Annotated in this window: 12 protein-coding genes; 9 read left to right on the forward strand and 3 right to left on the reverse strand. The window is 62.1% G+C overall.

The features are described 5' to 3' along the window. Positions 1-96 precede the first annotated feature (96 nt). From GH665_RS02775 to GH665_RS02795, 5 genes are all read left to right on the forward strand, one after another. A complete protein-coding gene (locus tag GH665_RS02775; RefSeq protein ID WP_153134571.1) occupies positions 97-1,419 on the forward strand; it encodes an ABC transporter substrate-binding protein in 1,323 nt (440 codons plus the stop codon). A gap of 271 nt (positions 1,420-1,690) precedes the next feature. Then, positions 1,691-2,626 (forward strand): carbohydrate ABC transporter permease, encoded by a 936-nt coding sequence (locus GH665_RS02780; RefSeq protein ID WP_074283773.1) that lies wholly within the window; start codon positions 1,691-1,693, stop codon positions 2,624-2,626. Then, on the forward strand, positions 2,623-3,498 hold the full coding sequence (locus tag GH665_RS02785; RefSeq protein ID WP_153134572.1) for a carbohydrate ABC transporter permease: 876 nt from the start codon (positions 2,623-2,625) through the stop codon (positions 3,496-3,498). The genes GH665_RS02780 and GH665_RS02785 overlap by 4 nt, the downstream gene beginning before the upstream one ends. Next, positions 3,495-4,196: an HAD family hydrolase gene (locus GH665_RS02790; RefSeq protein ID WP_153134573.1), complete on the forward strand. Its 702-nt coding sequence runs from the start codon at positions 3,495-3,497 to the stop codon at positions 4,194-4,196. Before GH665_RS02785 ends, GH665_RS02790 begins: the two co-directional genes overlap by 4 nt. 82 nt (positions 4,197-4,278) lie before the next feature. Continuing rightward, a complete protein-coding gene (locus GH665_RS02795; RefSeq protein WP_028197987.1) occupies positions 4,279-5,388 on the forward strand; it encodes an ABC transporter ATP-binding protein in 1,110 nt (369 codons plus the stop codon). Positions 5,389-5,432: 44 nt separating this feature from the next. Here GH665_RS02795 and GH665_RS02800 read toward each other — a convergent pair whose 3' ends face one another. The 3 genes from GH665_RS02800 to dalD form a co-directional block, all read right to left on the reverse strand. Further along, positions 5,433-6,380, reverse strand: a complete 948-nt coding sequence (locus tag GH665_RS02800) for a sugar-binding transcriptional regulator (protein WP_153134574.1) — start codon at positions 6,378-6,380, stop codon at positions 5,433-5,435. A 78-nt stretch (positions 6,381-6,458) separates the two neighbouring features. After that, entirely contained in the window at positions 6,459-7,940 is a 1,482-nt protein-coding gene (xylB, locus tag GH665_RS02805) for a xylulokinase (RefSeq protein ID WP_153134575.1), read from the reverse strand. 122 nt (positions 7,941-8,062) lie between these two features. Continuing rightward, the gene (dalD, locus tag GH665_RS02810) at positions 8,063-9,475 is read right to left on the reverse strand and encodes a D-arabinitol 4-dehydrogenase (RefSeq protein ID WP_153134576.1); all 1,413 of its coding nucleotides are present in this window, start codon (positions 9,473-9,475) and stop codon (positions 8,063-8,065) included. Positions 9,476-9,862: 387 nt separating this feature from the next. Between dalD and GH665_RS02815 the strand changes: the two genes are divergently transcribed. From GH665_RS02815 to GH665_RS02830, 4 genes are all read left to right on the forward strand, one after another. Further along, a complete protein-coding gene (locus tag GH665_RS02815) occupies positions 9,863-10,861 on the forward strand; it encodes an AraC family transcriptional regulator (protein ID WP_153134577.1) in 999 nt (332 codons plus the stop codon). 108 nt (positions 10,862-10,969) lie between these two features. Next, entirely contained in the window at positions 10,970-11,923 is a 954-nt protein-coding gene (locus GH665_RS02820; RefSeq protein WP_153134578.1) for an ABC transporter substrate-binding protein, read from the forward strand. A 61-nt stretch (positions 11,924-11,984) separates the two neighbouring features. Next, positions 11,985-13,505 (forward strand): sugar ABC transporter ATP-binding protein, encoded by a 1,521-nt coding sequence (locus GH665_RS02825; RefSeq protein WP_153134579.1) that lies wholly within the window; start codon positions 11,985-11,987, stop codon positions 13,503-13,505. Then, positions 13,492-14,499 (forward strand): ABC transporter permease, encoded by a 1,008-nt coding sequence (locus tag GH665_RS02830; protein WP_153134580.1) that lies wholly within the window; start codon positions 13,492-13,494, stop codon positions 14,497-14,499. Before GH665_RS02825 ends, GH665_RS02830 begins: the two co-directional genes overlap by 14 nt. Positions 14,500-14,523: the final 24 nt, after the last annotated feature.

The following is a 14,523-nucleotide window of genomic DNA, read 5'->3' on the forward strand; positions in this document are numbered from 1 at the left end:
GGATGAGCCGAGCCGGCTTGACCTACCCGCTTCACCCTTCGTCATTTTCGTAGAACAAACGCAGCACTACATAACGTACGAGAAAGGAGACAACACATGAAACCAGCTACTCAATCCGCGCTGAAGGCGCTCAGTGCCGGTGCTCTGGCGTGCTTTGCGTTGAGCGCGTCGGCGGCCACGGTGACCATTGCCACGTTGAACAATCCGGACATGATCGAGCTGAAGAAGCTCTCGCCCGCTTTCGAGCAGGCCAATCCGGACATCAAGCTCAACTGGGTGATTCTCGAAGAAAACGTGCTGCGTCAACGCGCCACCACCGACATCACGACCGGCAGCGGCCAGTTCGACGTGATGACGATCGGCGCGTACGAAACGCCGCAATGGGGCAAGCGCGGCTGGCTCACGCCGCTGACGGGCCTGCCCGCCGATTACGATCTGAACGACGTCGTGAAGACGGCCCGCGACGGCCTCTCGAGCGGCGGCCAGCTGTACGCGCTGCCGTTCTACGTCGAAAGCTCGATGACGTATTACCGCAAGGACCTGTTCGCGGCCAAGGGCCTGAAAATGCCCGATCAGCCGACCTACGACCAGATCGCGCAGTTCGCCGACAAGCTCACCGACAAAGCCAACGGCATCTATGGCATCTGTCTGCGCGGCAAGGCCGGCTGGGGCGAAAACATGGCGTACGCGACGACAGTCGTGAATACGTTTGGCGGCCGCTGGTTCGACGAAAAGTGGCAGGCGCAACTGACCTCGCCGGAATGGAAGAAGGCCATCACCTTCTACGTCAACCTGTTGAAGAAAGACGGCCCTCCGGGAGCGAGCTCGAACGGCTTCAACGAAAACCTCACGCTGATGTCTTCGGGCAAGTGCGGGATGTGGATCGACGCCACGGTGGCCGCCGGCATGCTCTACAACAAGCAGCAGTCGCAGATCGCCGACAAGGTGGGCTTTGCAGCGGCGCCGATCGAAGTCACGCCGAAGGGCTCGCACTGGCTGTGGGCGTGGGCGCTGGCCATTCCGAAGTCGTCAAAGCAGGCCGACGCGGCGAAGAAGTTCATCGCCTGGGCTACCTCGAAGCAGTACATTGAACTGGTTGCGAAGGACGAAGGCTGGGCATCGGTGCCGCCGGGAACGCGTCAATCGACCTACGCGCGCCCTGAATACAAGCAGGCAGCCCCGTTCGGCGACTTCGTGCTGAAGGCAATCGAGACGGCGGATCCGGATCATCCGACGCTCAAGCCGGTGCCCTACACCGGTGTGCAGTTCGTCGGCATCCCTGAGTTCCAGTCGTTCGGCACGGTGGTCGGTCAGAGCATCTCCGGCGCGGTTGCCGGTCAGATGACGGTCGATCAGGCACTGGCAGCCGGACAGGCAACGGCGAATCGCGCCGTACAACAGGCCGGCTATCAGAAGTAAGAAGTAAGCCGCACTATCGGTACTGGAGCCAGGTACCGGAGCGTAACGTGAAACGCGCCGGCTGACGCCCGTCAGCCGGCTCACGCAGCACAGCGGGCCGTCCCGGCATGTGTCGCCGCTTATTTGCCGCTTATCTGCCGGTTAACTACCGGCCAATTGCCACTCACGCGCCGCGACATCGCCTGGCGTCGCGGCGAGTGATGTGGCTAAAGCGCGGCTAAGGCGGTGTCTTTGGCGGACAACCCGCGCATTACCGAACAGGTGGTCAATCATGCGTCCTCTGCGCCTACCTCTCATGCATGCCCATCCCCAGACAGAAAAAGAACGCGAAACCCGCAAAGCCAATTCCGCCCGCTGGCTCGTCTCGCCCTCGGTCGCGGTACTCGTGCTGTGGATGGCTATTCCGCTGGCGATGACGATCTGGTTTTCGTTCTCGCGCTACAACCTGCTGAATCCGGATCTCAAAGGCTTCGCCGGATTCGACAACTACAAGTATCTGGCCACCGATCCTTCATTCGGACCGTCGATCGGGCACACCCTCGAACTGATTATCTCGGTGCTGGTGATTACGGTGGTCGGCGGCGTGCTGATGGCGATCCTGTTCGACCGCAAGTTCTACGGACAGGGCATCGCGCGGCTGCTGGCGATCGCACCGTTCTTTGTGATGCCGACAGTCAGCGCGCTGATCTGGAAGAACATGATCCTGCATCCGGTGTATGGCCTGATCGCCCAGGGCATGCGCGCGATCGGTCTGCAGCCGATCGACTGGTTCGCCGATTATCCGTTGACGGCAGTGATCATGATCGTTGCGTGGCAATGGTTGCCGTTCGCGTTCCTGATTCTGTTCACCGCGATCCAGTCGCTCGATCAGGAGCAGAAGGAAGCAGCGCGTATCGACGGTGCGGGTCCGTTCTCGATGTTCTTCTACATCACGCTGCCTCACCTGAAACGGGCGATCGCGGTGGTGGTGATGATGGAGACGATTTTCCTGCTGTCGATCTTCGCCGAAATCTATACGACCACGGGCGGCGGTCCGGGCACCGCGACCACCAATCTGTCGTACCTGATCTATTCGCTGGGCCTGCAACAGTTCGACGTCGGTCTTGCTTCGGCAGGCGGCATTCTGGCTGTCGTGCTGGCTAACATCGTGTCGTTCTTCCTCGTGCGGATGCTCGCGAAGAACCTGAAAGGGGAGTACGAAAAATGAGCCACGTTGCCTCTACACCGGCGTCGAGCACGACGTCCATTACTGTGCCGGCCAAGTCGCCGTTCGACGCGATTCGCCGCGGCATTCCTGGCGTGATCGCATGGCTGGTCGCGTTGCTGCTGTTCTTCCCGATCTTCTGGATGACGATCACCGCGTTCAAGACGGAGCAGCAGGCGTATTCGTCGTCGCTTTTTTTCATCCCGACGCTCGATAGCTTCCGCGAGGTGTTCGCGCGCAGCAATTACTTTGCGTTCGCGTGGAATTCGATCCTGATCTCGTTGGGCGTCACGGTGTTGTGCCTGCTGCTCGCCGTGCCGGCCGCGTACGCGATGGCTTTCTTTCCGACGCGCCGCACGCAGAAAGTGCTGCTGTGGATGCTGTCGACCAAGATGATGCCGTCGGTCGGCGTGCTGGTGCCGATTTATCTGCTGTGGAAGAACAGCGGGCTGCTCGATACCGTGTCGGGTCTGGTGATCGTCTACACGCTGATCAATCTGCCGATCGCGGTGTGGATGTCGTTCACGTACTTCGCTGAAATTCCGCGCGACATTCTCGAAGCCGGACGGATCGACGGCGCGGCCACCTGGCAGGAAATCGTCTATCTGCTGATGCCGATGTCGTTGCCGGGGCTCGCCTCCACTGCGCTGCTGCTGGTGATCCTGTCGTGGAACGAGGCGTTCTGGAGCATCAACCTGTCGAGTTCGAACGCTGCGCCGCTGACGGTGTTCATCGCGTCGTATTCGAGTCCGGAAGGCTTGTTCTGGGCGAAGCTTTCCGCCGCGTCGCTGCTCGCGGTCGCACCGATCCTGATCGTCGGCTGGCTGTCGCAGAAGCAACTGGTGCGCGGCCTTACGTTCGGGGCGGTCAAATGACCGCAAGCACGAATGGAGGTCAGTTCGCGTTGATCTGCGATTGCGACGGCGTGCTGATCGACAGCGAAGCCGTAGCGGCGCGCATGCTGGTGCACGAACTCGAAGCGCGCTGGCCCGATGCCGATGTCGAACCGGTGGTGCTGCCGCTGCTCGGCCTGCGCATCGAAAAGGTGCTGCAAGGCACGGCGGCGCAACTGGGCAGGAGCCTCAGCGCCGACGATGTCGAGGCAATCCGCGGGGCGGTGGAAGCGGCGGCGATGCAGGCGCCGACAGTTGAAGGAATCGAAACCGCGCTGGCCCAGGTGCCGCTCACCAAGGCCTGCGCGAGCAACAGTTTCCGGCCCTATGTGGAGAGCGTGCTGGCGCGCACGGGTCTCGTGAAGTTCTTCGGCAATCGGCTTTTTTGCGCCGACGCGGTGCCGAATCCGAAACCTGCACCGGACGTCTATCTCGCTGCCGCGCAAGGTCTCGGTCTCGCGCCGTCGGCCTGCCTCGTGGTGGAGGACAGCGTGACGGGTGTGACGGCGGCGAGCGCGGCGGGTATGACGGTGCTGGGCTTTATCGGCGGCGGTCATGCGAGCGACGCGCAGATCGATGCATTGCATGCAGCCGGCGCGCGCCACGTTTTCGACGACATGCTGCAGTTGCCGGAACTGGTCGCGCAATGGACGCTGAGCGCAACGGCCGCGGCGCCATAAGCGCGGCCGCGTTGGCGCGGCATCTGGCACAGCCCCTGGACAAACGAATTAACGCAGTAAGAGCAACACACGGAGACACATCATGGCAAGCGTAACTCTGCGCAACATCAGGAAGGCTTACGACGACAACGAGGTGATGCGCGACATCAACCTCGACATCCTGGACGGCGAATTCGTCGTGTTCGTGGGCCCGAGCGGTTGTGGTAAATCGACGCTGATGCGGATGATCGCCGGCCTCGAAGACATCACCGGCGGCGATCTGACCATCGACAATGCACGCGTGAACGACGTGCCGCCCGCCAAGCGCGGCATCGCGATGGTGTTCCAGTCGTACGCGCTGTATCCGCACATGACGCTGTACGACAACATGGCCTTCGGTCTGAAACTCGCCGGCACCAAGAAGCCCGAGATCGACGCCGCCGTGCGCAATGCAGCGAAGATTCTGCACATCGACCATCTGCTCGATCGCAAGCCGAAGCAGCTCTCCGGCGGTCAACGTCAGCGGGTTGCAATCGGCCGCGCGATTACGCGCAAGCCGAAAGTGTTCCTGTTCGACGAACCCTTGTCGAATCTGGACGCCGCGCTGCGCGTGAAAATGCGCCTCGAATTCGCGCGTTTGCACGACGAGCTGAAGACCACGATGATCTACGTGACGCACGATCAGGTCGAAGCCATGACGCTGGCCGACAAGATCGTCGTGCTGTCGGCGGGCAATGTGGAGCAGGTCGGCAGCCCGACCATGCTGTATCACGCGCCGGCCAATCGCTTCGTCGCCGGTTTTATCGGTTCGCCGAAGATGAATTTCATGGAGGGAGTGGTGCAGTCGGTGACGCATGATGGCGTCACGGTGCGCTACGAAACCGGCGAGACGCAGCGTGTCGCGGTGGAGCCGGGCGCGGTGAAGCAGGGCGACAAGGTCACCGTCGGCATTCGTCCGGAGCATCTGCACGTGGGCATGGCCGACGACGGTGTGTCGGCGAAAACCATGGCGGTCGAATCGCTCGGTGACGCAGCGTATCTATACGCGGAATCGAGCGTGGCGCCGGACGGCCTGATTGCGCGGATTCCGCCGCTCGAGCGCCACAGCAAGGGCGAAACGCAGCGGCTCGGCGCGACGCCGGAACACTGCCATCTGTTCGACAGCGAAGGCAAAGCGTTCCAGCGCAAGATCGTCGAAGTGCTGGCTGCGTGAGTCAGTGAAGGGGAAAGCGGCGAGGGCGCCGCTTTCCCCTTCAATCACGCTTCGAGCGCCGCTCGCGCGCACGACTCGTCGGTCACCAGTCCCGACAGCCAGCCGCCTTTGAGCACCGCGATCAGCGCCTCGCGCTTGCGCTCACCGCCGGCAAAGCCGATGGTAGGGCGCCGCGGTGGCGAGTCGAGCGCGATACTGGTAACGCGCCGGCCGGTCGGCGATTCGACGTGCGCGCCGGCTGCATCGATCGGCAGGCCGAGCATTTCGGCCACCGCGCTGTTCTGCATCAATTCCTTCACCTCCGCGGAGGTGATGAAGCCGTCTTCGTGCAACGGACATTTCGGTCCGATATTGCCGATACCCACGAACGCGACATCCGCCTTGGCCAACAACGATTCGACGATCCGGTAAAGCCGGTGATTGCACCACTGCGCGCGCTCGGCTTCGCTATCGGCGAGCAATGGCGCGGGCAGCAGAAAATGCTTGCCGCCGGTCTTCTCCGAAATGTGCAGCGCGACGTCATAGCGGTTCGAGGAGCCGTCCTGGGCGATCGCCCCGACCATCGATACCAACCGGTGCTGCGGACGCTCCAGTTGCGCGATCTGATCGACCGCGGCTTTCAGCGTACGGCCGCTGCCCACGGCGACCACCATCGGCTTTTCTTCCACGAGATAGCGTTCCATGACCTGCGCGCCGGCCACTGCCAGCTTGCGGTCGACTTCCTCCGAGGTGTCGCTGTCGATCGGGACGACTTCGCACATGCTCAGGCCGTAGCGCTTCGAGAGCTGGTCGGCCAGCGCGAGGCAATCGGCCAGTTTGTGATCGACGCGCACGCGAATCAGGTTCTTTTCCACGGCGAAAGCAACCAGCCGCTGCGCGACCGGGCGTGACACCTGGAGTTTCTCGGCGATCTCGTTCTGGGTATTGCCAGCGACGTAGTACAGCCACGCGGCGCGGGTAGCTAGATCTAATTTTTCTGTGGACTTGGGCACGGTGACGGTTCGCTTGAAGTGCGCCGATGATAGCAGCCGGTCCCCGCGTCTCAACGGGAACCGGCTGCGGTTTGCCGATCAGGCGAGCGGTGGCCGCGCGGGGTCGAACAGCGGCCGCACGTGGCGATAGAGCGCACGATATGCTTCGAGCCGGCTGCGCAGTTCGGCGTGCCGTCGCGGGTTCGGCGTGAACTCCTTTTCGATCGGCGGCTTGGTCAACACTTTGGCCGGATCGCCGCCCGCGGCCAGCCAGCCGAGCCGTGCCGCGCCGAGCGCCGCGCCGGTTTCGCCGCCGCCGTGCTTGCGGGTGGCGGTGTCGAGCGCGTCGGCCAGCAGTTGGGCCCAGTAGTCGCTGCGTGCACCGCCGCCGAGCAGGGACAGCGCCTTCGCTTCGGTGCCGGCCGCGCGCAATGCGTCGAGGCCATCGGTGAGCGCGAGCGTGACGCCTTCGAGCACCGCGTAGCCGAGCAGCGCGCGATCGGTCGCGTGATTCATGCCGAAGAACACGCCCTGTGCGTACGGGTCGTTGTGCGGCGTGCGTTCACCGGACAGATAGGGCAAAAAGAGCGGCGCGGTGGTCAATGCTTCCGCTGGCAGTGCCTCGATTTCGGCGAGCAACGTCGGCTCGTCGGTCGAGGTGAGCTTGCAGACCCAGCGCAAACAACTGGCCGCCGACAGCACCACGCTCATCTGATGCCAGCGATCCGGAATCGCGTGGCAGAACGCATGCACTGCCGACGCGGGGTTCGGCCGGAAGCTGTCACCGACCACGCACAACACGCCTGACGTGCCCAGCGAAACGAAGCCGTCGCCCGGTTGTGTCGCGCCGATGCCAATCGCACTCGTGGCGTTGTCGCCACCGCCGGCTGCGACGATCACGCCGTCGCTCAAACCGAACTCGCGCGCTACGGCGGGAAGCAGGGTGCCGGATGGCGCGCTGCCTTCGCACAGGCTGGGCATCTGCGCGCGCGTCATGTTGCAGGCGGCGAGCAGCGAATCGGACCAGTCGCGCCTGGCCACGTCGAGCCACAACGTGCCCGCCGCATCCGAGGGATCGGACACCTTGCCGCCTGTCAGTTGCAGGCGCAGGTAGTCCTTCGGCAGCAGCACGCAGGCCGTCCGCGCGAAGATCTCCGGCTCGTGGCGCGCCACCCAGAGCAGCTTCGGTGCGGTGAATCCGGGCATCGCGAGATTACCGGCCACGGTATGCAACTCTGGCGCGCGCTCGGTCAACTCGGCGCATTCCTTGTCGCTGCGCATGTCGTTCCACAGGATCGCGGGCCGCAATACGCGATTTTCCGCATCGAGCAGGACGGCCCCGTGCATTTGCCCCGACAGGCCAATGCCGCGAATCTGCGCGAACTCATCCGGATGTTTGGCGCGCAACGCGGCCAGCGCCGCGCGCGTGCCGGCCCACCAGTCTTCGGGATTCTGTTCGGCCCAGCGCTGGTGCGGACGCGAAACGGTAAAGGGTGAGCCTGCGGTGCCGATCACGCGTCCATCGGAGGCGAGCAGCAGGACTTTCACTTCGGACGTGCCGAGGTCGATGCCGAGATACATGGGCGCGAAACCTTCGTCGTTAGGGATGCGCTACTTTAGCCGCAAGCGCGAGGCGCTGCCATGCGCATTAAGCCTGGCACCGGCGTGGTTCACGTGGTTCGCGTGCTCCGACACCGCGTGGCTCAGGCGGCGCCGCGTTTGGCGAGCCATACGTCGACACGCGCCAACGCGCCCGCCAGGGCCGATTCCAGTTCCGGTGTCTGCGCCATGCTGCCCCATAGCAGGCGATCAGCGGCGAATGCCTTGAGCGGATCGGGGGCGCTAAAGAAAGCACGCGCGACCTGCTCGTCCATTACGCCATCCTGATACGCATACGGCAGCGTGCCGGCGTTCCAGCGCTCGAGGAAACGGAAGAACAGCGCCGGCAACATCGCCGTAGCCGTGGGCGTGACGCCGCGTTCGAAGCATTCCGAGAGCGTCGGCGCGATAAAGCCAGGCAGCTTCGAAAAACCGTCGGCCGCGACGCGCTGGTTAGTGTCCTGGATGTAGGGATTGCCGAAACGTTCGAGCACCACGTCGCGATAGCGTTCGAGGTCGAGCGGGCTCGGCGTGAGACACGGAATCACGTCTTCGGTCACATAGTCGAAGGCGAATTTGTTGATGTCCGGATCGAGTGTGCCTTCGTGGATGTAGTTCAGTCCGACCAGTGTGCCCGCCCATGCAATGCAGCTATGCGTCGCGTTGAGAATGCGGATCTTCGCTTCCTCGTACGGCAGCACCGAATCGACCAGTTCCGCACCGACCTTTTCCCATGCGGGGCGTCCGGCGATGAAGCGGTCTTCGATCACCCACTGGATGAAGGATTCGCCCATGACGGGGCAGGCATCGTCGACGCCGGTAGCGGCTTTGACGCGTTCGCGCACATCCGGCGTGGGACGCGGCGTGATGCGATCGACCATCGAACTCGGGCACTCGGTGTTGTCGTCGAACCATTGCGCCAGTTCGTTCGCGCCGCGCCGCTCGAGAAACTCGCTCATGCCCGCATGAAAACGCTCGCCGTTGCTGCGCAGGTTATCGCAAGTCTGCAGCGTGACCGGGCCGCCGCCGCGCTTCATGCGGGCGTCGAGAATCGCCGCGAGCGCGCCGTAAATGGTGGTGTGGCCGCCTTTCAGGTCAACCGCGAGATCCGCATTGGCGGTATCGAGTTCGTCCTGTTCGTCGAGGTAATAGCCGCCTTCCGTGACGGTGAAGGCGATGATCTTGCAGGCCGGATCGGCGCCCGCTTCGATCAAGCCGTCGAGGCTCTCGGTCCACGGTAAGACGCGGTCGATCGAGCGAATCGTTTCGTACGCGCGCTCGCCCTGCGGTGTGACGGTCTCGAGCGTATAGACGCCGTTCTGCGCGGCGAGCGCGTCGAGCACGGCGTTCATGTCGTTGCGGATATTGCCTACCGTCAGCGACCAGTGCGGCTCACCCGCCACGTTCGCCTCGTTCAGCCGATGGAGATACCACGCCTGATGGGCGCGATGAAACGATCCCGCGCCGATGTGCAGGATCACGTGTGCGGCCGCGCCGCTGCCTTGTCCGCTGCTCATGTACGTCTCCTGAATGTCTTCGATCGCCTGGCTCGGAGCCCGCGTTTTTTCTTGGGGCGGAGCATTTGCTCTGTCTGTGAGCGAATGATCGTACCCGGCGAAACGAATGTCAAGGCGAGCTCAGCGGCTTTTCGTGGCGCAGCGCGGCGTGGCGGGCGTTCTGGCAGTAGTTGCGAGGTGCCCGTGCGTTGCGGGACGTGTGTCGCGGTGCGTATTGCATTGCATCAAATTTGACTTTGGCTGCGCCAGGACTAACCCGAATGCAAAAAAGTATCGGTCCGCGGTTTGATTTTTAGTGGTGGATCAGGTCATAGAAGACTACTTTTCGCTATACAAGACGAAGCTCAGCGGCACTCGCAACACGCCGCTTCATGGAGGAAGACGCGAATGCAACCCGATCTGGAAGTCGTCGCCGTACGGCGTGACGAATCCTTCAAAGTGTGGTCGCACGGCTATCCGTACCGTACGGTGCGCTGGCACTTTCACCCGGAATACGAAATCCATCTGATCGTGGCGACGACCGGCAAGATGTTCGTCGGCGATCACATCAGCAGCTTTACGCCTGGCAATCTCGTGCTGATGGGGCCGAACCTGCCGCACAACTGGGTCAGCGACGTGCCGGAAGGCGAGACGATTGCGCAGCGCAATCTGGTCGTGCAATTCGGTCAGGAGTTCGTGTCGAGTTGTCTTGAGAGTTTTCCGGAGTGGCGCCAGGTCGAGGCGCTGCTGGCCGACTCGCGCCGCGGCGTGTCGTTCGGGGCGCAAACGAGCGCCGCGATCCAGCCGCTGTTCCTCGAATTGCTGGCCGCGCGCGGATTGCGCCGGCTCGTGCTGTTCATGTCGATGCTTGAGATTCTGATGAACGCCGACGATCGCGAGACACTTGCGAGCCCCGCTTATCAGGCCGACCCGACCGGTTTCGCGTCGACGCGCATCAATCATGCGCTCTCGTATATCGGCAAGAATCTGTCCAACGATCTGCGCGAATCGGACCTCGCGCAACTTGCCGGACAAAGCGTGAGTGCGTTCTCACGTTACTTCCGCCGTCATACGGGGTTGCCGTTCGTGCAGTACGTGAACCGCATGCGCATCAATCTCGCCTGTCAGCTGTTGACGGACGGAGAACTGAGCGTGACCGATATCTGCTTCAAGGCGGGCTTTAACAACCTGTCGAATTTCAATCGGCAGTTCCTCGCGGTCAAAGGCATGGCGCCTTCGAAATTTCGCCACTATCAACAACTGAACGACGCGAGCCGCGACGCTTCCGAAGAAGCCGCCGCGCGCGGTGCGGGCATCGACAACGCGCCCGCGATCGTGCTCGCGCCGGGCTTGCCGCGCACCGCGGCGGCTGCCTATCCGCCGACGAGTCCCCTTACGCCACGCTAAAAGCCGAAGCGTTCTAATTCATCCGCGTTTCAACACCTGTCGCGCTGTCTTTGGACAGCGTGAGGGACGTGCTCATTTCATCGAACAGTTTTAATAACGGAGACAACCATGACGCAATCCATTTCGAAGCCGACATCGTTGAAGACCTTCGCGCGCAGCACGGCAGCGCTCGCGACGCTTGCATTCGGCCTGTCGTTGAGCGCCGCGCCCGCGGCACAGGCTGCGCCGTTGAAGATCGGCATGACGTTTCAGGAACTGAACAACCCGTATTTCGTAACGATGCAAAAGGCCTTGAACGATGCCGCTGCGTCGATTGGCGCGACGGTGGTCGTCACCGACGCGCACCACGACGTCAGCAAGCAGGTCAGTGACGTCGAGGACATGCTGCAAAAGAAGATCGACATCCTGCTCGTGAATCCGACCGATTCGACCGGTATTCAATCGGCAGTGACGTCGGCGAAGAAAGCGGGCGTGGTGGTGGTCGCCGTCGATGCGAATGCGAACGGTCCGGTCGATTCCTTCGTTGGGTCGAAGAATTTCGACGCCGGTGAGATGGCCTGCGACTATCTGGCGAAGGCGCTTGGCGGCAGCGGCGAAGTGGCGATTCTCGACGGCATTCCGGTGGTGCCGATTCTTGAGCGGGTGCGCGGCTGCAAGGCGGCACTCGCGAAAGTGCCCGGCATCAAAGTCGTGGATACGCAGAACGGCAAGCAGGAACGCGCCACGGCCTTGTCCGTCACCGAGAACATGATTCAGGCGCATCCGAATCTGAAGGGCGTGTTCAGCGTGAACGACGGCGGCTCGATGGGTGCGCTCTCGGCAATCGAATCGTCGGGCAAGGATATCAAGCTGACCAGCGTCGACGGTGCGCCGGAAGCGATTGCTGCAATCCAGAAGCCCGGTTCGAAGTTCATCGAAACCTCGGCGCAATTCCCGGCCGACCAGGTGCGGATCGCACTCGGCATTGCGCTCGCGAAGAAGTGGGGCGCGAATGTGCCGAAAGCGATTCCGGTCGACGTGAAGATGATCGACAAGAGCAATGCCAAGGGCTTCAGCTGGTAAAGCGAACGCACGTCGCCGTGCTTCTTGATGAACATGGCGGCGAGCAGCAGAGGAGGACCCGATGGACACGATACTCAAGCTCGACAACATCACCAAAAGCTTTCCCGGTGTGAAAGCGCTGCGAGGCATTCATCTGGAAATCGCACGCGGCGAGATTCACGCGTTGCTCGGTGAAAACGGCGCGGGCAAATCGACGTTGATGAAGATCCTGTGCGGTATCTACCAGCCTGACGAAGGCTCGATCACGATCGCTGGCGAGACGCGCCATTTCACGAACTATCACGATGCGGTGGCTGCGGGCGTCGGTATCGTGTTTCAGGAGTTCAGCCTGATCCCGTATCTGAATGCGGTGGAGAACATGTTTCTCGGCCGTGAGTTGAAGAACGCTTTGGGTTTGCTCGAACGCGGCAAGATGCGGTGCGCGGCTGCTGCGATTTTTCAGCGTCTGGGCGTGGCAATCGACCTATCGGTGCCGATTCGCGAGTTGTCGGTCGCGCAGCAGCAGTTTGTCGAAATCGGCAAGGCCTTGTCGTTAGAAGCACGCATTCTGATCCTGGATGAGCCGACTGCCACACTGACGCCCGCCGAAGCCGGGCATCTGTTCGCGATCATGCGCGATCTGAAGCAGCAAGGCGTCGCGATGATCTTCATCTCGCATCACCTGGAAGAGATCTTTGAAGTGTGCGACCGCATTACCGTATTGCGCGACGGTCAATACGTCGGCATGACCGAAGTTGCGCAATCCGATGTGAACCACCTTGTGGAAATGATGGTGGGGCGCCGCATCGAAAACAGTTTTCCGCCGAAGCCGCCGCTGCGCGCCGACGCGAAGATCGTGCTCGAAGTGGACAAGCTACAGTTGCTCAAAGATAGTCCGATACTGCGCTTCACGTTGCGGGAGGGCGAAATTCTCGGTTTCGCGGGACTGGTCGGCTCGGGTCGCACGGAAACCGCGCTCGCCGTGATTGGGGCCGACCCGGCTTACGTGAAGGAAATCCGTATCAACGGCACGGCCGCGAAACTGTCCGATCCCGCCGATGCGTTGCGCGCCGGCGTCGGCATTCTGCCGGAGAGCCGCAAGACCGAAGGCCTGATCACCGACTTCTCGATCAAGCAGAACATCTCGATCAACAACCTCGGCAAATACCGCTCGCTGCGTTTCTTTATCGACCAGCGCAGCGAAGCGCGTGCCACCGCCGACATCATGAAACGCGTCGGCGTGAAAGCCCCGACGATGCACACCGAAGTCGCGACGCTCTCAGGTGGTAATCAGCAGAAAGTGGTGATCGCGCGCTGGCTGAATCACCACACCAACATTCTCATCTTCGACGAACCGACGCGCGGTATCGACGTCGGCGCCAAAGCCGAAATCTATCTGCTGATGCGCGAACTCACCGCGCGCGGCTACTCGATCATCATGATCTCGTCCGAACTGCCGGAGATCGTCGGCATGTGCGACCGCGTTGCCGTGTTCCGGCAGGGCCGCATCGAGGCGGTGCTGGAAGGCGACCAGATCGACTCGAACGCCGTGATGACCTATGCCACAGCCGGTACCCGTGGAGCAACTCATGAACATGCCTAATCGTTCTTCATCGCCGAAAACCTCGGCCGTCAGTAGCGACACACCGGGCGCACCCGTGCGTTTCACATGGGCGGCGTTGAAACGCTCGACCCTCTTCTATCCGTTTATCGGCTTGCTGGTGGTCTGCATCGTGATGGTATTCGCGAGCGACAGCTTCCTCTCCGCCGCCAATATCGAGAATGTGCTGCGCCAGGTGTCGATCAACGCGATCATCGCCGTGGGGATGACGTGCGTGATTCTGACCGGTGGCATCGACTTGTCGGTCGGCTCGGTGATGGCTTTGTCCGGCACGCTAGCCGCGGGCCTGATGGTCGCCGGGATGAACGCCGTGGCGGCGTTGGCGATCGGCATCGCGGTCGGCTTGGGCTTTGGCGCCGCGAACGGTTTCTTCGTCGCCTTCGCCGGCATGCCGCCGATCATCGTCACGCTTGCCACGATGGGTATCGCTCGCGGTCTCGCGCTGATCTACACGGGTGGATATCCGATCGACGGTCTGCCGGATTGGGTCAGTTTCTTCGGCAGCGGCAAGATTCTCGGCGTTCAGGCGCCTGTGGTGATCATGGTGGTGATCTATGCGATTGCCTGGGTGTTGCTCGAACGCATGCCGTTCGGCCGCTACGTGTATGCGATTGGTGGCAACGAACAGGCGACGCGTCTTTCGGGCGTGCGCGTGGCGCGCGTGAAACTGATCGTTTACACGCTCGCCGGGTTGACCTCCGCTTTTGCAGCGATCGTATTGACCGCGCGTTTGATGAGCGGCCAGCCGAACGCGGGCGTCGGTTTCGAACTCGATGCGATTGCCGCGGTGGTGATGGGCGGTACATCGATCTCCGGCGGACGCGGTTCGATCATCGGCACCCTGATCGGTGCATTGTTGCTCGGCGTCCTGAACAACGGACTGAATATGGTTGGCGTGAATCCGTATGTGCAGAACGTGATCAAGGGCGGAATTATTTTGCTGGCGATCTACATCAGCCGCGACCGTAGAAAGTAACTTTCCACTGACCCATTTTTTCCA

The organism is Paraburkholderia agricolaris (assembly GCF_009455635.1).
Classification (GTDB): Bacteria; Pseudomonadota; Gammaproteobacteria; order Burkholderiales; family Burkholderiaceae; genus Paraburkholderia; species Paraburkholderia agricolaris.